The organism is Mesorhizobium sp. HAY1-8B, assembly GCF_056868045.1.
The window spans coordinates 615,095-633,044 of the sequence record NZ_CP200321.1; the positions used below are offsets into that span (position 1 = coordinate 615,095).

16 protein-coding genes are annotated in these 17,950 nt (G+C 65.0%); 5 read left to right on the forward strand and 11 right to left on the reverse strand.

Features of this window, described 5'->3' with window-relative positions; genetic code table 11:
- Positions 1-147 precede the first annotated feature (147 nt).
- From AC1VON_RS03065 to AC1VON_RS03095, 7 genes are all read right to left on the reverse strand, one after another.
- Positions 148-1,092 (reverse strand): ABC transporter permease, encoded by a 945-nt coding sequence (locus AC1VON_RS03065; RefSeq protein WP_172347980.1) that lies wholly within the window; start codon positions 1,090-1,092, stop codon positions 148-150.
- Positions 1,089-2,144: an ABC transporter permease gene (locus AC1VON_RS03070; RefSeq protein ID WP_483120362.1), complete on the reverse strand. Its 1,056-nt coding sequence runs from the start codon at positions 2,142-2,144 to the stop codon at positions 1,089-1,091. The genes AC1VON_RS03065 and AC1VON_RS03070 overlap by 4 nt, the downstream gene beginning before the upstream one ends.
- Positions 2,144-3,655, reverse strand: a complete 1,512-nt coding sequence (locus AC1VON_RS03075; protein ID WP_483120363.1) for an ABC transporter ATP-binding protein — start codon at positions 3,653-3,655, stop codon at positions 2,144-2,146. Before AC1VON_RS03075 ends, AC1VON_RS03070 begins: the two co-directional genes overlap by 1 nt.
- A gap of 243 nt (positions 3,656-3,898) precedes the next feature.
- Entirely contained in the window at positions 3,899-4,930 is a 1,032-nt protein-coding gene (locus AC1VON_RS03080; protein ID WP_483120364.1) for a BMP family protein, read from the reverse strand.
- Between the two features lie 253 nt (positions 4,931-5,183).
- The gene (gene pcaF / locus AC1VON_RS03085) at positions 5,184-6,389 is read right to left on the reverse strand and encodes a 3-oxoadipyl-CoA thiolase (protein ID WP_483126261.1); all 1,206 of its coding nucleotides are present in this window, start codon (positions 6,387-6,389) and stop codon (positions 5,184-5,186) included.
- Position 6,390: 1 nt separating this feature from the next.
- Entirely contained in the window at positions 6,391-7,185 is a 795-nt protein-coding gene (locus tag AC1VON_RS03090; RefSeq protein WP_172347976.1) for a CoA-transferase subunit beta, read from the reverse strand.
- On the reverse strand, positions 7,182-8,039 hold the full coding sequence (locus AC1VON_RS03095) for a CoA transferase subunit A (RefSeq protein ID WP_483120365.1): 858 nt from the start codon (positions 8,037-8,039) through the stop codon (positions 7,182-7,184). Before AC1VON_RS03095 ends, AC1VON_RS03090 begins: the two co-directional genes overlap by 4 nt.
- Positions 8,040-8,157: 118 nt before the next feature.
- Here AC1VON_RS03095 and AC1VON_RS03100 point away from each other — a divergent pair, with 118 nt between their 5' ends.
- Positions 8,158-8,928 (forward strand): IclR family transcriptional regulator domain-containing protein, encoded by a 771-nt coding sequence (locus tag AC1VON_RS03100; RefSeq protein ID WP_483120366.1) that lies wholly within the window; start codon positions 8,158-8,160, stop codon positions 8,926-8,928.
- A 16-nt stretch (positions 8,929-8,944) separates the two neighbouring features.
- Here the strand turns inward: AC1VON_RS03100 and AC1VON_RS03105 are convergent, their stop codons facing one another.
- The 4 genes from AC1VON_RS03105 to AC1VON_RS03120 are packed head-to-tail and all read right to left on the reverse strand — an operon-like array spanning position 8,945 to position 13,854.
- Positions 8,945-10,243 carry an NAD(P)/FAD-dependent oxidoreductase gene (locus AC1VON_RS03105; RefSeq protein ID WP_483120367.1) on the reverse strand — a complete coding sequence of 433 codons (1,299 nt, stop codon included), beginning with the start codon at positions 10,241-10,243 and terminating at the stop codon, positions 8,945-8,947.
- A 2-nt stretch (positions 10,244-10,245) separates the two neighbouring features.
- The gene (locus AC1VON_RS03110) at positions 10,246-11,616 is read right to left on the reverse strand and encodes a glutamine synthetase family protein (protein WP_483126262.1); all 1,371 of its coding nucleotides are present in this window, start codon (positions 11,614-11,616) and stop codon (positions 10,246-10,248) included.
- 5 nt (positions 11,617-11,621) lie between these two features.
- Entirely contained in the window at positions 11,622-12,905 is a 1,284-nt protein-coding gene (locus AC1VON_RS03115; protein WP_483120368.1) for a glycosyltransferase, read from the reverse strand.
- A 10-nt stretch (positions 12,906-12,915) separates the two neighbouring features.
- Positions 12,916-13,854: a GntR family transcriptional regulator gene (locus tag AC1VON_RS03120; RefSeq protein WP_172347971.1), complete on the reverse strand. Its 939-nt coding sequence runs from the start codon at positions 13,852-13,854 to the stop codon at positions 12,916-12,918.
- A gap of 235 nt (positions 13,855-14,089) precedes the next feature.
- Here AC1VON_RS03120 and AC1VON_RS03125 point away from each other — a divergent pair, with 235 nt between their 5' ends.
- The 4 genes from AC1VON_RS03125 to AC1VON_RS03140 all read left to right on the forward strand — a co-directional run bounded on the left by AC1VON_RS03125 (position 14,090) and on the right by AC1VON_RS03140 (position 17,946).
- Positions 14,090-15,154, forward strand: coding sequence for a polyamine ABC transporter substrate-binding protein (locus AC1VON_RS03125; protein WP_483120369.1), 1,065 nt, complete (start codon positions 14,090-14,092; stop codon positions 15,152-15,154).
- Between the two features lie 92 nt (positions 15,155-15,246).
- Positions 15,247-16,089, forward strand: a complete 843-nt coding sequence (locus tag AC1VON_RS03130; RefSeq protein ID WP_483126263.1) for an ABC transporter permease — start codon at positions 15,247-15,249, stop codon at positions 16,087-16,089.
- A complete protein-coding gene (locus tag AC1VON_RS03135) occupies positions 16,082-16,876 on the forward strand; it encodes an ABC transporter permease (RefSeq protein ID WP_483120370.1) in 795 nt (264 codons plus the stop codon). The genes AC1VON_RS03130 and AC1VON_RS03135 overlap by 8 nt, the downstream gene beginning before the upstream one ends.
- Positions 16,873-17,946, forward strand: coding sequence for an ABC transporter ATP-binding protein (locus tag AC1VON_RS03140; protein ID WP_483120371.1), 1,074 nt, complete (start codon positions 16,873-16,875; stop codon positions 17,944-17,946). Before AC1VON_RS03135 ends, AC1VON_RS03140 begins: the two co-directional genes overlap by 4 nt.
- Positions 17,947-17,950: the final 4 nt, after the last annotated feature.

Here is a 17,950-nt window from a genome sequence, read left to right on the forward strand (position 1 = left end):
CCGGCGCCCAATCCGCAATGCTGAAAATTGGCGAAACCGTCGACGACCGCGACCTTTCTCCCCGTCACTATGCGGGGAGAAATGCCCGGCAGGGCAATGAGGGGCAGCGGGAACGCTGAAGGTCTCGCCGGATGAGCTGCAAGCCCTCTACCGCTCTTCCCTTCGAAACGGCTTGAGCAGCGCCGACGGCGCCACCGCGTTGCGCGACATGAAGGCCATCGCGACAATGGTGAAGATAAACGGCAGCATCAGGAACGCCTCGTAGGGTATGTGCCCGAGTCCGCTCGCCTGCATGCGCAGCTGCAGCGCATCGACGAAGGCGAACAGCAGCGCGGCACCCGCCGAGCGCCACGGGTCCCAGCGGCCGAACACGACCAGCGCGATCGCCACCCAGCCACGCCCGGAGACGACGCCGAAGGTGAAGGCGTTGAACTGCGCCATCGACAGGAAGGCGCCCGCCAGTCCCATCAGCGCACCGCCGATGATGACGGCCTGGAAACGCGTCGCAATGACGCTGACGCCGGCCGAATCGGCCGCGCGCGGGTTCTCGCCGACCATGCGCACCGACAGGCCCCAGGGCGTGCGATAGAGCACGAAGGCGGCAAGCGGTATGGCAATGATCGCCATGTAGACCAGCGCGAACTGGTTGAACACCGCCGGTCCGAGCACCGGAATGTCGGAGAGAACAGGGATCGGCAATGTCTGGAAACCCTTGATGCTTGGCGGCACCGATTGCTGGCCGAAGATCAGCCGGTAGAGGAAATAGGCGAGGCCCGATGAGAACAGCGTCACGCCAATGCCGCAGACATGCTGGCTGAGGCCAAGCGCCACCGTGAACAGCGCATGCAGCGCGCCCATCAGCATGCCGGTCAGCACCGCCGCAAGCACGCCCAGCCACAGGCTGCCGCTCAGGCTGGTGGCGGTGAAGCCGGTCATCGCGCAGAGCAGCATGATGCCTTCGATGCCGAGATTGAGCACGCCGGCCCGCTCGGAAAACATCTCGCCCAGCGTGGCAAAGGCCAGCGGCGTGGCGATGCGGATGATGGCGGCCAGGAAGCCGACCTGGAAGATCTGTTCGAACACCGCGCTCATGAGGCTGTTCCCACGCGGCGGATGCGATAGGCGGTGAACAGCAGCGCCACCAGCATGGCGAGCAGCGCTGTCCCCTGGATGACGTCGCTGAGGAAGGCCGGCACGCCGGTTGCCCGCGACATCGCCTCGGCGCCGGTCATCACGGCGGCCAGGAAGACTGCCGCCGGCACCACGCCCAGCGGGTTGAGCCGCGCCAGCATGGCGACGACGATGCCGGAATAGCCGTAGCCCGGCGAGATGTCGCTCATCACCTGGAAATGCACGCCGCCGACTTCGCCGACGCCGGCAAGCCCCGCCAGCGCACCGGACAGCAGCGCGGTCGACAGCAGCACGCGTTCGACGTGGATGCCGCCATAGCGTGCGGCTTCCGGATTTTCGCCGGTGACCCTGATCCTGAAACCAAGCGTCGTGCGCGCGATAAGGAACCAGATCAAAGGTGCGGCGATCAGCGCCGCCACGACGCCGAGATGCAGGCGTGTGCCTTCGATCAGCACCGGAAAGTTGGCCGAATCCTCGATCGGCGGCGAGATCGGATAGCCGCTGAAGCTATCCTTCCACGGCCCTTCGATCAGCGCCATCAGGGCATAGTAGATGACCGAATTGAGCAGCAGCGAGCTGACCACATCGTCAACCTTGAACTTGACCCGCAGCGTGGCGGGAACAAGGGCGACGGCTGCTCCGGCTGCGGCTCCGGCGATGGCCATCAGCAGCATGGCGAGCGGCCCCGGCATCGGGATCGCGCCGACGAAGCAGCTGGCGACCGCGCCGGCCAGCAATTGCCCTTCAGCACCGATGTTCCAGAATTTGGCGCGGAAGGCGACGGCGACCGCCAGCCCGGTGAAGATCATCGGTGCGGCGCGCACCAGCGTTTCGGTGATCGCATAGCTGTCGCCGAGCGAAGCCGTGAACATCACGCCGTAGGATTCGAGCACGCCGGCGCCGGCCAGCGCGATGAGGCCGCTGCACAGGACAAGCGTGGCGCCGATCGCCAGCAGCGGTAGCGCCAGATTGAACCAGGCGGGCGTGGAGGTGCGGACTTCCAGGCGAAACATCAGCCGTGGCCCTCCGCCCCGGTCATCATCAGGCCGAGCCGCGCGATCGTCGCATCGGCGCTGTCGAGCGTGCCGACGATGCGGCCTTCATACATCACCGCGATGCGGTCGCAGAGCACGAGCAGCTCTTCGAGATCCTCGCCGATGACGATGATGCCGCAGCCCTTGGTCCGCATGTCGAGGAATTTTTCGTGGATGAAGCGGGCGGCGCCGATGTCGAGGCCGCGCGTCGGCTGGGAAACGATCAGCACCTTCGGATCGAAGGCGAGCTCGCGCGCCAAGAGCGCCTTTTGCAGATTGCCGCCGGACAGCGCCCCGGCCCGGGTCATCGGCCCGGGGCATCTGATATCATAGGCCTTGATCTGCGCTTCGGCGAAGGCGCGGATCGCGTCCGGCTTGAGCAGGCCCTTGGCTGAAAACGCGGCGGTGCCGATGCGCGGCAGCACCATGGAATCGGCGAGCGGCAGATTGGTGACCAGGCCGGTCGTCATGCGGTCTTCCGGGATGCGGCCGAGGCCAAGCGCCTGCACCTCGCGCGGCGAGAACCGGGTGACCTTCTGGCCGGCAATCGTCATCCGGCCGGCATCGGGTGCGCGCACGCCGGAGATCACCTCTGCCAGTGCCCGCTGGCCATTGCCCGACACGCCGGCGATACCGAGGATTTCACCGGCGCGAACGGCAAGCGACACATCGCGCAGCACGGTGCCGGAATGACGCGAGGTGGAAATGCCGTCGAGCGTCAACACATCGGCACCGGGCGTCGACGCGCCCCTTGCTGGCGGCACGATTTCGTGGCCGCACATCAGTTGTGCCATCGCCGCCGACGTGGTGTTGGCCGGATCGTCGACGCGGCCCGCGACACGGCCATGCCGCAGCACAGTGCAACGATGGGTGAGCGCCCGCACCTCGTTGAGCTTGTGCGAGATGAAGATGATGCCGAGGCCCTGTGCCGCCATCGAGCGCAGCGCTGAAAACAATCCGTCGACCTCGCTTGGCGCGAGCACCGCCGTCGGCTCGTCGAGGATCAAGAGCTTGGCGCCGCGAAACAGCGCCTTGACGATCTCCAGCCGCTGCTGTTCGCCGACCGAGAGCGCCGAAACCGGCAGATCGGGATCAAGCGTCAGCCCGTGCTGGCGGCTGATTTCGGCCAACCGCGCCAGCCCGCCGGCGCGATCGATCCGCCCCGATTTGCCCGGGATACCGATGAGCAGATTTTCCAGGACCGTCAGCCGTGGCGCCAGATGAAAATGCTGGTGCACCATGCCGATGCCGGCGGCCAGTGCGTCAGCCGAACTGGTGATCCTCACTGGCTGGCCCTGGATCAGGATTTCGCCGGCGTCCGGCGCGTAAGCGCCGAACAGCACGTTCATCAGCGTCGTCTTGCCGGCGCCGTTCTCGCCCAGCAGGCCGAGGATCTCACCCGGCGCGACACTGAGGTCGACGGCTTCGTTCGCCTTGACGGCGCCGAAGCTCTTGGTAATGCCGCGCATTTCGATGAGTGGGGCGGGCAAGGGGACTCCTGAGGAGAAATGGCTCTGCTTCACCCTCCCCCTTGTGGGGGTGAGAAGCGGTCCGCGCAGTGGACGAAAAGCCAATTGCTTGGCTTTTCGAGTTCGAACGCCCTGAGCCAGCGAAGGGTTCGGCGACAACTTGCCGGGTCCCCGCTGCTACGCAGCCTTTCATCGTGCCACCGGCACGATGAATTCGCCTGCGGCGAACCGGCTGCTCACCTCCAAAAGGGGGAGGGTGGAAGATCAATCCGAAACCGGCGTGTTCTCGTCGACATCCACCCGGAAGTTGCCCTCAAGAATCTCGGCCTTCTTCTTCTCGACCAGGTCCTTGACATCAGCAGGCAGCGTCTTGTCGAACTTATGGTACGGGGCGAGATAGGAGCCGCCCTTGGCCATGCGCGAGAAATCGCCATAGTCCTGCGCGGTGTAGACGCCGGCCTTGACCAGTTTGATCGCCTGCTCGACCGTGGGGTACATATCCCAGACCGGCCCGGTGATGACCGTGTCGGGGCCGAGGCTCGACTGGTCCGACATGTTGGAGATGGCGAGGATTTTCTTCTCGACCGCCGCCTCGATGACACCGAAGCGCTCGGCATAGATGACGTCGACGCCGGCATCGATCTGCGCCACCGCGGCTTCCTTGGCCTTTGGCGGATCGAAGAAGGAGCCGATGAAGGCGACCTTCTTCTTGACGTTCGGGTTGACCTCCTTGGCGCCGGCGAAGAAGGCGTTGACCAGCCGGTTCACTTCCGGAATGCCCATCGCCGCCACGGCGCCGACGGTGCCCGACTTCGACATCTTGCCGGCGATCATGCCCGAGAGATAGGCCGGCTCATGGATCCAGTTGTCGAAGACGCCGAAATTGGGCTCCGCCGGACCGGCACCCGAGCCGAACAGCCAGGCCGTCTCGGGGAACTGCTTGGCCGTGCGGCGCGACTCGCGCTCGGCGGCGAAGGCATCGCCCAGCACCAGCTGGTAACCGCCTTGCGCATATTCGCGCATGACGCGGCTGAAATCGGCGGTCTGCACCTTTTCCGACCATTTGTATTCGATGCCGAGTTCCTTCTCGGCCTTCTGCAGAGCGACATGGATCTGGTTGTCCCACGGCTCCTCGATCGGCGTGGCGAAGATCGCCGCCACTTTCAGCTTCTTGTCCTTGGCGAAAGCGGCGCCCGGCAGCATCGCCGCTGCCAGGCCAAGCGCGCCGAGCTCCAGCACGTTGCGTCGCGAAATCCCTTCGCGTGTCGATTGGAATTTGGTCTTCCGGTTTTCCATTGCAGTCCCCTCTGTTCGACAGCCGTGTCGAGCCGGCTGTTCTAAAAATCAGCCTACAGCGCCGCGCGTCCCTCGGACGTGCAGAGGACGCTGTAGCTCTTAGTTCTGCGCATGATCCTTTCCGAAAATCGATTTCGATTTTCGGGGTCATGCGCGGGGAACTATGGAACGAGCCTGGGCTTTTGTCCACATGGTCAAATTTGGCGACGCGCCGAATCGGACCATGATTTCGGCAAGCCAAGGGATCGCGCGATCAGACCCTTTCGAGCGCGATGGCGATGCCCTGGCCGACACCGATGCACATGGTGGCCAGCGCATAGCGACCGCCGCGTTCGCGCAGCTCCAGCGCCGCCGTGCCGGAAATGCGCGCGCCCGACATGCCCAAGGGATGGCCAAGCGCGATGGCGCCGCCATTCGGGTTGACGTGGTCGGCATCCTCGGCAATGCCGAGCTGGCGCAGCACGGCGATGCCTTGCGAGGCAAAGGCTTCGTTGAGCTCGATGACATCGAATTGTTGCGGCGTCAGGCCGAGCCGCGCGCACAGTTTCTGCGTCGCCGGTGCCGGGCCGATGCCCATGATACGCGGCGCAACGCCGGCCGCGGCCCCGCCGAGGATGCGGGCGATCGGCGTCAGGCCGTATTTGTGCGCTGCTGCTTCCGAGGCAACGATCAGTGCGGCCGCCCCATCATTGACTCCGGAGGCATTGCCAGCCGTCACCGTGCCGCCCTGACGGAACGGCGTCGGCAACTTGGCCAATGTCTCGACCGTGGTGCCGGCACGGGGATGCTCGTCCTTCGAGACGACGACGGCATCGCCCTTGCGCTGCGGGATCGTCACCGGCGTGATCTCCTTGGCCAGCCTTCCATTGGCCTGCGCGGCGACGGCCTTGTCCTGGCTGCGCACGGCAAAGGCGTCCTGGTCCGCGCGCGAAACGGCAAAATCCTCGGCGACGTTCTCGCCGGTTTCGGGCATCGAATCGACCCCGTACTGCTTTTTCATCAGCGGATTGACGAAGCGCCAGCCGATGGTGGTGTCGTAAATCTCGGCATTGCGCGAAAAGGCCGTGTCGGCCTTGGGCATGACGAAGGGCGCCCGGCTCATCGATTCCACGCCGCCGGCGATCATCAGTTCGGCCTCCCCGGCCTTGATGGCGCGGGCGGCGATGGTCAGCGCGTCCATGCCCGACCCGCACAGCCGGTTGACGGTCGAACCCGGGATCTCCTTCGGCAGGCCTGCCAGCAGCAGCGCCATGCGCGCGACGTTGCGGTTGTCCTCGCCGGCCTGGTTGGCGCAGCCATAGACAATGTCGTCGACCGCCTGCCAGTCGATGCCGGAATGGCGCTCGACCAGCGCCTTCAGCGGGACGGCGCCGAGGTCGTCAGCACGCACGGAAGACAGCGACCCGCCGAAGCGGCCGATCGGCGTGCGGATGTAGTCGCAGATATAGGCCTCGGCCATGTCATGCAGCCTTTGCTTTTCCGGTTCCCTCATGCGCCGCCCTGGTGCGGGCCTGCAGGTCGCGCAATGTATTGAGTTCGAGTTCGCTTGGCGCCGGTGTTTCGTCAAGCGCCTCGGCGAACTTAACGACCCAGCCACAGCTTTCCTGCACCTGCTGGCGGGTGACGCCGGGGTGTAGCGACACGACGGTGAATTCCTTGGTCACCGGGTCCGGCTTCCAGATGGCGAGATCGGTGATCAGCAAGGTCGGGCCTGATGTGTCGATGCCCAGCCGCTTGCGATGGTCGCCGCCCTCGCCATGGCCGAAGGACGTGAAGAAGTCGATCTTTTCGACCATGCCGCGCTTGGTCTGCGCCATGGTGATGTAGATTTCCTTCGATGAGGTCGCGATCTCCGGCGCGCCGCCACCGCCGGGCAGCCTGGTCTTGGGATGGAAATAATCGCCGATGACCGTGGTGTTGATGTTGCCGAACTTGTCGAGCTGCGCCGCACCGAGGAAACCGATCGAGATGCGGCCGCCCTGCAGCCAATAGCGGAACATTTCCGGCACCGCGACGGTGGTGACAGCTGTTTCGCACAATTCGCCATCGCCAATCGACAACGGCAGCACATCAGGCGCGGTGCCGATCGTGCCGCTCTCATAGATCAGCGTGATGTCGGGCGCATGCGTCAGTCGCGCCACATTGCAGGCGGCGGACGGCGCACCGATGCCGACGAAGCAGACATCGTCGTTCTTCAACGCGCGGCTGGCGGCAATGGTCATCATCTCGTTGGGGGTGAAGCCTGTCCCGCTCATGCCGCTTTCCTCAGATGCTCGACACGTCCGGCGAAGTCGCCGGCGCTCTTCTCGATGACGTTTGCCTGCATCCAGGCCTGGAATTTCTCACGGTCGGCGGCGATCTCGTCCCACTCCAGATAGGCGGCGTTGTCGCGCGCGTAATAGCCATGCGCGTAGGACGGGTGCGATCCGCCGGGCACGACGGAGATCGCCGCGATCGTCCAGCGCGGCAGCACCGTCAAATTGGGATGGAGATCGTCGAAATTGTCGACCACTTCCTCCACGGTCACCACGGCGCGTTTGGCCGCCAGCACCGCTTCCTTCTGGATGCCGATAATGCCCTCGACCAGCACATTGCCTTTCTTGTCGGCCTTCTGCGCATGGATGAAGGTGACGTCGGGACGGATCGAAGGCACCGCCGCCAGAACCTCGCCGGTGAACGGACAAGTGACCGACTTTATGTTCGGGTTGACCGCCGCGAGGCCTGCGCCGCGATAGCCACGGAACACCGCGCAGGGCAGGCCGGCCGCTCCCGCCTCATAGGCATTGGCCATGCCGGCATGGCTGTGCTCCTCGACCTCGATCGAACGGGGGAAACCGTTCTCGATGGCGTCACGCGCCCGCCGCAGAAGGCCAACGCCGGGATTGCCGACATAGGAGAAGACGATCTTCTTCGCCATGCCCATGCCGATCATCTGGTCGTAGATCAGGTCTGGCGTCATGCGGATCAGGGTCAGGTCGCGAAATCCCTGGCGGATCGCCTCATGCGCGGCGGCTGTCGGGATCAGATGGGTGAAGCCCTCGAAGGCGACGGTATCGCCATTGTTCAAATTCTCCGCAACGGCCTGCTTGAGCGGCAGGAACTTGACCATCGCCAGGGCTCCAATCTAAAAAGTTCGTATTGCGAACATATGTTTTATATGCGATACTTCTAGTCCGATTAAGGGCACGGAGTCAATCCTGGCGACAGCACCCTTGCGCGGAGGCGAGATGAACGAAGAGCCCCCTTCCCGCGATCATGTCGGCTCGCTCGAACGCGGCCTTGCCGTCATGGAAATCCTGGCCCGGCATCCGGCCGGCATGACGCTGACCGAAATGGCCGAGGAGGCGGACCTGACCCGCGCTGGCGCCCGCCGCTTCCTGCTGACCTTGGTTGCCACAGGCTATGCCACACAGGCCGGCCGCGTGTTTTCGCTGTCGCCCCGTCTGCTGACGGTCGCCCGCACCTGGCTCGGCGGCGCCTCCCTGTGGAGCTTTGCCGTCCCCATCATGCGGGCCGTGGCGGCACAACTGAACGAGGCTTGCTCGGCCGCGATCCTGTCGGGCGAGGATGTCGTCTATGTCGCCCGCATTCCCGGCCGCCGTATCCTCAGCGTCTCGCTCGATGTTGGCACGAGGCTGCCGGCCTATTGCACGTCGATGGGGCGGATCCTGCTTGCCGGCCTGGCATCAGGGGAATTGGAAACATTTCTCGGCCAGGCAACCATCGAGAGGCGAACGCCAAAGACCATCACCGATAAGCGTGCGCTGGCCGGCGCCATTGGCAAGGCGAAGGCGGACGGCTTCGCCATCGTCGACGAGGAGCTGGAGCTCGGCCTGCGCTCCATTGCCGTGCCGATCCGCGACCGGGCGAAACGCACGGTCGCGGCGATCAATGTCTCGACCCAGTCGGCGCGGTTCACCGTCGCCGAGATGGAACGGGAAATCCTGCCGGCGCTGCTTGGAGCCAGTGAGCGCATCGAGGATTTCTTTGTCGTCTAGATCGCGTCTGGCGACCTCAATGCTTGATCCGGTCCCGCATCGCGTACCATAGCATGCCCAGTACATAGAGTGGCCCACGCAGCGCCGTGCCGCCGGGGAACGGCATGGGCGTGAGCGTCGAGAACAAATCCAGCCGTGAGGCATCGCCGGTGATCGCTTCGGCGAGCAGCTTGCCCGACAGTGTCGACAGGATGACGCCCTTGCCGGAATAGCCATGCGCGAAATAGACCTCGCCATAGTGCCCGACATGCGGCAGCCGCGACGTCGTCACCGAAACCAGGCCGCCCCAGGCATGATCGATGCGGCAGCCCCTAAGCTGCGGAAACGTGCCTTCCATATGCGGCCGCACGAAGCCGGCAATGTCGGCCGGCGGCGACGGCGTGTAGCGCTCGCCGCCGCCGAAAAGCAGGCGGCCATCCGCCGACATGCGGTAGTAATTGACGACGAAGCGTGTATCGGACACCGCGACATTGGCCGGGATGACATTGCGCTTGCCCTCCAGCGGCTCGGTGGCGACGATGTAGTTGCCGACCGGCATGATGCGGCTGTTGACGCGCGGCTCCAGCCCGTGCAGCAGCGCATCACCCGCCAGCACGACATGTTTGGCCCGGACCGAACCCTTTGACGTCGAGACGCGGATGGAAGGCTCACGCTCCAGCTTCACCGCCACCGAGTTCTCATGGATGACGACGCCGGCGGCCACGGCCGCGCTGGCAAGGCCGAGCGTGTAGTTCAGCGGGTGCATATGGCCGCCAAGCGGCTCGTACATGGCACCGTGATAGGGCGTGTCGACCTTGGCGCGTGCGGCCGTCGCCGACAGGATCTCGACGTCGCGAAATTTCATCACGCTCTCGAGGCATTTGGCCTCTTCTTCCAGATCCTTGAGGTCGGAACCGTTGACCGCGCCGACCAGATGGCCGGTCAGTCTCAGATCGCAATCGATGGCATGGCGCTTGATGATGTCGAGCACCAGGCCGCGCGCCTCGAAGGCGAGGTCGAACAGCACCTTCGCCCGCTCGGGACCGTAGAGCTTGACCAGGCCCTTGGCGCCCTTGCGCAGGCCGGGGATCATCTGGCCGCCATTGCGCCCCGAGGCCCCCCAGCCGATCTTGCCGCCTTCGAGCAGCACCACCTTCAGGCCGCGCTCGGCGGCGTGAAGCGCGGCGGACAGCCCGGTGCAGCCGCCGCCGACGACGACCAGGTCGGCTTCGACATCGCCGGCGAGCGCCGGATGGTCCGGCGCCGGATTGGCGGTGGCGACATAGTAGGATTTGCCGATATCGAGACCGGAATTGAAGCCTGTTGAAGATGCCATGATCACACCTTCAACAGCAGATGGTCGCGTTCCCAGCTCGTCACCACGCTCTGGAACAGGTCGAGCTCGACGCTCTTGACGCGCAGATAGGTCTGGAAGAAATCCTCGCCGAGCAGTTTGCGGACCGGATCGCAAGCCTCGAAACGATCGAGCGCCTCCTCCATGGTCTTCGGCAGCGTGCTCTTGATCTTGTAGGCATTGCCCGACGCCTCGGCCGAGCGCGCCAGCTTCTGCTCGACGCCGAGATAGCCGGCGAGCAGCGAACCGGCGATCGCCAGATAGGGATTGGAATCGGCGCCCGGCAAGCGGTTCTCCACCCGTCGCGCCGCGCGCCCTCCGGCCGGCACGCGCAGGCCGCAGGACCGGTTGTCGTGCGACCATTCGATGTTGGCCGGCGCGCTGTGGTTGGGTCTTATGCGGCGGAACGAGTTCACATTGGGCGCGAACAGCGGCATGATTTCAGGGATATATTTCTGCAAGCCGCCGACGAAATGGCCGAACATCTTGGTGTCGGCATCATCCGCGCCGGCAAACAGCGCGTTGCCCGCCTCGTCAACGACGGACATGTGCAGATGCATCGAGCTGCCGGCCTGCGCGGCGATCGGCTTGGCCATGAAGGTCGCATGCATGCCGCATTGCTGCGCGGCCTGGCGCGTCAATCGCTTGAACAAAAGCACCTGGTCGGCCAGTGGCAGCGCGTCGCCATGCAGGAGATTGATCTCCAGCTGCGCCGTGCCCGATTCATGGATCAACGTGTCGAGCGGCAGCCCGGCGGCCGCGGCATACTCATAGACGCGCCGGATCACCGGCTCGAACTCCTCGAGCGCCGCCATGTCATAGGGATGCTGCACGGTCTCAGTGCGGCCATTGGCGCCGACCGGCGCGGTCAGGGGCCTGTCCGGATCGGGATTGTACGCGGTCAGATAGAACTCGACCTCCGGCGCCACCACGGCCCGCCAGCCACGCTGGCGGTAGAGATCGAGCACGGCGCGCAGCACATGGCGCGGCGAGGCCATCCATGGCCTGCCGTCCATATGGAAGGCGTCGGCGAAGACATAGGCCTTCCCCGCCCCAGCGCCGGGCGCCAAGCAGAGCGTGGAAACGTCAGGCACCATGCGCATGTCCGGGTCCGAATAGGCAAAACCCTCGTCGATCGAGCCGGAATAGCGGCCGTCGATGCTGACCAGGAAGGCGCTGCTTGGCAGATAGAGCGCGCGGTCTTCCAGCGCCTTGAGGAATTTTGCCGTCGGCAGCGCCTTGCCGCGCAGCACGCCGTTCATGTCGGGCACCAGGCATTCGACCTCGTTGATGCCGTGCTGGGCCAGCCAGGCCTTGGGGTCGTTGATCGCGGTATTCGTGTTCTTGTCGAGCATTTCGTTCACGTCCGTATCAGGGAGAGTATGGCTTGCGCGGCCACGTCCGTTCCGGGTTTCAGCGCCATCTGGACTGCATTGTCCCTCAGGCGGGCGCGCATGGCGGCATCGGCCAGCAGGCCGAGAATGGCTCTCTCCAATACTCCTTCGGTCCAGCCGTCACGGCCGATATGGTCGCCGGTACCGGTCTCTTCGGCGCGGCGCGCATTGTCGTGTCCGTCCCAGCAATAGGGCATGATCAGCGACGGCACGCCGAAGCGCAGCGCCTCGCAAAAGCTGTTGTTGCCGCCATGGTGGATGAACAGGTCGGACTTCGCCACCACCGAAGGCTGCGGAAACCAGGCGTCGAGATAGACATTGTCCGGCACCGCGCGATAGGCGTCGCGCAGGCCGCCGGCATTGACGATGAAACGCGCCGGCAGCCTGTCGAAGACGGCGAGCATGCGCTCGATCAGCCCGACATCCATGGCGCCGAGGCTGCCGAAGCTGACATAGACCAGCGGTCCGCCATTGCGCGGGAAGACCGGCACCTCGAACGGTCCTTCCGATCGCACACAGCCTTCGAGATAGACGAAGCGGGCCGGATCGAGCGGCTCGGCACGCTCGCGGCGCACGATCGTCGGCGTCAGCAGCAGATTGAGGTGGGGCGAGCTTTCCAGGAACAGGCCCTTCGGCAACGGCGCCAGGCCGGCGTCCACGCGAAAGCGATTGAAGCGGTCATGCGCGGCCGCGGAGGCCGAGAGATAGCGGGCCTCGAACGCCGCGCGTTGCGGGTCATCGGCTCCGAGGCCGGATAGGTAAGGTGGCACCCGGGCGTCGGGCAGCTCCGTCTCGGCGCAGGAGACGACACGCACCCAGGGACAGCCGGCGGCGGCGATCGCCGGGAACATGATGACATTGTCGAGCACCACCGCGTCGGGCTTCAGCCGCGCCAGCAATTGGCGCAGCGGCCCCTCTGCATTGACCGCCGTATCGACGATCGCTTGCCAGGTCGGCGCGACATAGGTTTCGAGCTGGTCGATCGGGCTGAGCCTGAAATGCGGCAGGTGCCGGCGCACGAAGGCCTGCCAGTAGCTCTGGCGCTCGCTGTCACTCAGCGGCTCGTCGGTCGGCAGCTGGTATTCCTGGAAACCATAGTCGGCAAAGACACCGGCGAAGCCCGCATGGCAGATGAAGACCGGCCGGGCGCCCTTGGCCCGCAACGCCTGCGCGATGCCGACGCAATTCAGCGCCGCCCCGAAACTGGCTTCGGGAAACAGCGCGATGGTCGGGCTGGCTTTACGCGTCAATTAATCCTCTTCATTCCGGCCGGCTGATCATGCCGAACAGCGCGGGGGCGCCGCGGCTGGCCGCCTGCGGTCGCTGGTTGCGGGAGAGCCGCAGGTGGATGCGAAGCAGATCTGCAGCCACCTCATACTGCCGGCTTTCGAGATGGTCGAGTATGTTCAGGTGTTCCAGCAAGGATTGCCGGAGCCGGAAGACGTTGACGCCGCCATAGAGGCCCGGCAGCCGGCGCAGCCTGAGGTGATCGGCCAGCGCGTCGGCGACGAAGCGATTGGCGCAGCCCTCGGCGATCATGCTGTGAAAATCTATATCCAGCCGCTGGAACTCGCGCGTGTCGAACGCGGCATCCGGCAGCGCCGATAGCGCGTCCATGCCTTGGCGCAAGGCCGCAGCCCGCGCGCCGTCCAGCCGGAAGCCCGGCGTCAGGATCGCCACGGGCTCCAGCACCAGGCGGAATTCGTAGCTTTCGCCTTGCGCCTCCGGATCGTCGGGCGTGCGGCGGAACAGCCATGACTGGCCGGGCGCACGGTCCAGAAGATTCTCTTCTGTCAGTTTATTAAGCGCTTTTAGTACCGTCTTCCTCTCGGCGCTGTAGCGTCGCATCAACGCCGCGGCGGTCACCGTCTGGTCCAGCCTGCGCGCCGAGCGGTCGCGCAGGATAGCCTCGGCCAGCTCGTCCTCCTCCGCGCTGGGAAGCTCGGTGGCAATGGCCGGCTGCGCGGCGAGGTCGACCGCCAGGTGGTAACCAGTATCGGCCTCCCAGCGCACGACGCCCCGCTCCGCCAGCAGGCTGAGTGCCGCCCGCACCGGCGTGCGCGAGACATTGCACAGCGAAGCGATCTGCTGCTCGGGCAGGCGCGCGCCGGGTTCGAAGCCGCGCTGCCGCGCCACGTCCAGGATGCGCTGCGCCAGATCGAGATGGTTGGTGCGAGGTCGTCGGGCTGCGGCTTGCATGACTGGTCTCGGCGGACGGATGGGATCTCACTGGTTTGGCCGATCGCCGGGACAAGCGCAATCGGCCAGATTCCTCGGTCGGTTGGCAAATTATGGATTGACGTACTTTTTTCTGCAATAGTACTGTCAGCGCAATCGGCGATAAAAAGACCGAGGGAACAGGATCGAGGGCAGCGGCATGGGTCGCGACCGGTCCAGCACAGAATTCGACGATCAACCGGAATGGGAGTCTGCCATGACCGCTACCAGCCCGCGGCGCCGTGCGCTCAAGGTTTCTTCAATCGCTGTCGGCCTTGCCCTGGCGCTGTCCGCACCGGCAATGGCCGCCGGCCTCGTCATCTCCAACTGGGACGGCTACATGGCGCCCGATGCCATGGCCGCCTTCAAGACCACGACCGGCGTCTCCGGCGAGGTCGTGGTGCACGCCACCAATGAAGAGATCATGGGCAAGCTCATCGCCGCCGGCGGCAAGGGCTATGACGTGGTCTTCGTGTCCTCGCCCTTCGCCGAAGTGCTGAACAAGCTTGGCCTGACCGAGCCGATGGACCACGCCAAGGTCCCCAACCTCGCCAACCTCTATCCCGAAGCAACGAAACTGCCGCACGATGTCGGCAACACTTTCTCGGTGCCGTACACCTGGGGCACGACCGGCCTCTGCTACCGCTCCGACCTCGTCAAGGCGGCGCCAACGAGTTGGAGCGACCTGCTCGCCCCTTCCGACGAGCTGAAGGGCAAGACCACCATGCTGGCGACCGATCGCTGGCTGCTGGCCGCCGGCCAGCTCGACAAGGGCTTTTCCGTCAACGAGACCGATCCGGCCAAGATGGCCGAAGTCAAGGACCTGCTGATCTCGGCCAAGAAGACCCTGCTCGCCTATGACGACACCACCTTCTATTCCAAGCTGGTTTCGGGCGAAGCGCTGATGGTGCAGGCCTGGGACGGCTGGTGCAATTACGGCATCGCCGAAAAGCCGGAGATCAAATACGTCATCCCGAAGGAAGGTTCCGACCTCTGGGTCGACACGATGGTGGTGATGAAGGCATCCGAGCACAAGGACGACGCCTTCAAGTTCATCAACTTCATGCTCGACGCCAAGAACCACGCCTGGGCGGCGCAGAACATCGACTACAAGGTGCCGAACAAGCCGGCGATGGAAAGCCTGCCGGCCGACTTCCTGGCCAAATTCCCCAACATGGCGATGCCGGTGGCCGACCTCGTCAAGTTCGAACAGCTGCGCGATGTCGGCGAAGCCCAGCGCGACTATTCCAAGATCGTCAGCGAGATCAAGGCCGCCCAGTAGGCGGCACGGATATCACGGCCGGCAGCGCTTCGGCTGCCGGCCCTGAGCGGTACCTTAAATTGTCCCAGACCCGACTTCGCTCCTCCCTGCTGATGGCCCCGGCGCTGGTCTGGCTGACCGCGCTGATGGTGGTCCCGTGCGCGCTGGTGCTGGCGCTCGCCTTCTTCCGGCGCGGCATCTATGGCGGCATCGACTACACCTTCACGCTGGAGAATTTCGGGCTGGTCTTTGACCCGCTCTATGCCGGCATCTTCCTCAAATCGGCGCGCATCGCCGGCAGCGCCACCCTGATCGCCGTGGTGATCGGCTATGCCGCCGCCTATGCCATTGCCGCGGCACCGCGCCGGTGGCAGCCGGTGTTCCTGTTCTTCGCCGTGCTGCCGTTCTGGTCCAACTACCTGATCCGCACCTATGCCTGGATCGTGCTGCTCAACCGCGAAGGCCTGATCACGCAACTGCTGCGGTGGTTGGGCTACACCGGCGAGCCGCCGTCGATGCTCTATACCGAAGGCGCCGTCATCGCCGGCTTGGTCTACAACTATTTGCCCTTCGTCATCCTCGCCTGCTACGCGCCTTTGTCCCGGCTCAACCCGGAGCTTGCCGAAGCCTCACGTGATCTCGGCGCCTCGGCCGCCACCACCTTTCGCCGTGTCGTCCTGCCGCTGACCGTGCCCGGCATCGCCGCCGGCGCGGTCTTCGTCTTCGTGCTGTCGATCGGCAATTTCGTCACCCCGGCGCTGCTCGGCGGCGGCCGCTTCCAGATGATCGGCAATCTCGTCTACGACCAGTTCCTGACCGCCAATGACTGGCCCTTCGGCGCGGCACTCGCCATGGCGCTGATCGCCATCATGCTGCTGGTGCTGATGGCGCAAGCGCTGGCCGCCGACCGCGCCTCGGGGCGGGCGGCCGAGGCCAACGGTAATGCCGATGGCTGAGCGTTCCCCAGCCACGCGGCGCACGCTCTGGCTCGTGCTCGGCCTCGTCTTTGCCTTCCTCTACATCCCGATCGGCGTGCTGGTGGCACTGTCCTTCAACGAAGGCGGGCTGCCGACGGCATGGTCGGGCTTTTCGCTGAAATGGTATGTCTCGCTGGCCAACAACTCCGCGATCCTTTCCGCCGCGCTCAACACGCTGATCGTGGCGCTGGTCTCCACCGCCATCGCCACATTGCTCGGCACGCTGCTGGCGATCGGCGTCGAGATGCGCCGGCAATACGGCAAGGGCCTGGAAGCGCTGATCTTCGCGCCGATGATCATTCCCGACATCGTGCTGGCGATCGCGCTGCTGTCGTTCTTTTCCATGCTCAACCTGACCATGGGGCTGCATACCATCATCCTCGCCCATGTCGTCTTCAACCTCGCCTTTGTCTGCTCGGTGGTGCGTGCCCGGCTGAAGAGTTTCGACTGGTCGATCGTCGAGGCCTCCGCCGACCTCGGCGCCTCCGCCGTAACCACGTTCCGGCGCGTGACCTTGCCGGTCATCCTGCCGGCGGTGATCGCCGGCGCGCTGCTTGCTTTCACGCTTTCGGTCGACGAGTTCATCATTGCCTTCTTCACATCCGGCGCCGGCCGTGCCTCGACCACGCTGCCGATGCAGATCTACGCCATGATCCGCTTCGGCATCACGCCGGAGATCAATGCGCTGGCAACCATCGTCATGGCTGTCTCCATCACCGCGTTGACCCTGTCGCAGCGGCTCAATCGAGGGATTATCGGCCAATGAGCGAACCGCGCACGCTGCTGGCCATCGACCATGTGTCGAAGAAATTCGGCCGCGTCACCGCCGTCGACGGCATCTCGCTCGATATCCGGGAGAACGAGTTCTTCGCGCTGCTTGGGCCCTCCGGCTGCGGCAAGACCACGCTTCTGCGCATGCTGGCCGGCTTCGAGACGCCGACCGACGGACGCATCCTGCTCGACGGCAAAGACATCGCCAGGACGCCGCCCAACAAGCGGCCGGTCAATCTGATGTTCCAGTCCTACGCGCTGTTCCCGCATATGAGCGTGCGTGCCAATGTCTCCTACGGGCTGGAGATGGAGCGCTTGCCGGCTAAAGAAATCCGCTCACGCGTCGACGCCATCCTGGCGACCACCGAACTCGTCCCGTTCGCCGACCGCAAGCCTGAGCAATTGTCCGGCGGCCAGAAGCAGCGCGTCGCGCTCGCCCGTGCCCTGGTCAAGCGCCCCCGGCTGCTGCTGCTCGACGAGCCGCTCGGCGCGCTCGACAAGAAACTACGCGGAGCCATGCAGCTGGAGCTGAAGCGCCTGCAGCACGAGGTCGGCATCACCTTCGTCATCGTCACCCACGACCAGGAAGAATCGCTTGTCATGGCCGACCGCATGGCGGTGCTGAAAGACGGCAGGCTGCTGCAATGCGACACGCCGCACGCGATCTATGAACATCCCGCGGACCGCTTCGTCGCTGACTTCATCGGCGTGATGAATTTCGTGCCCGGCAAGGCCGCCGCCGATGGCGTGGTCGCTGCAAACGGCGCGCGCATCACGGGCAAGGTCCCCGCCACACTTTCACCTGGCGCATCGGCGGTTGCCTCGGTGCGGCCCGAACGCATCCGATTGTTCCCGTCAGCCGAGACCGCCAACCGCACGACCGGCACGGTCGAGGCGCTGGCCTATCACGGACTCGACCTGCAGCTGCATGTCCGCACGCCTTTGTCGCCAAGGCCGTTCCTGGTGCGCGTCACCGCGGATGCCGCCGACCGCAGGCCTGTCGCATCAGGCGACCAGCTCGAACTCGGCTGGGACGCCGCCGACGTCAGAATTTTTGAGGAATAGAGGA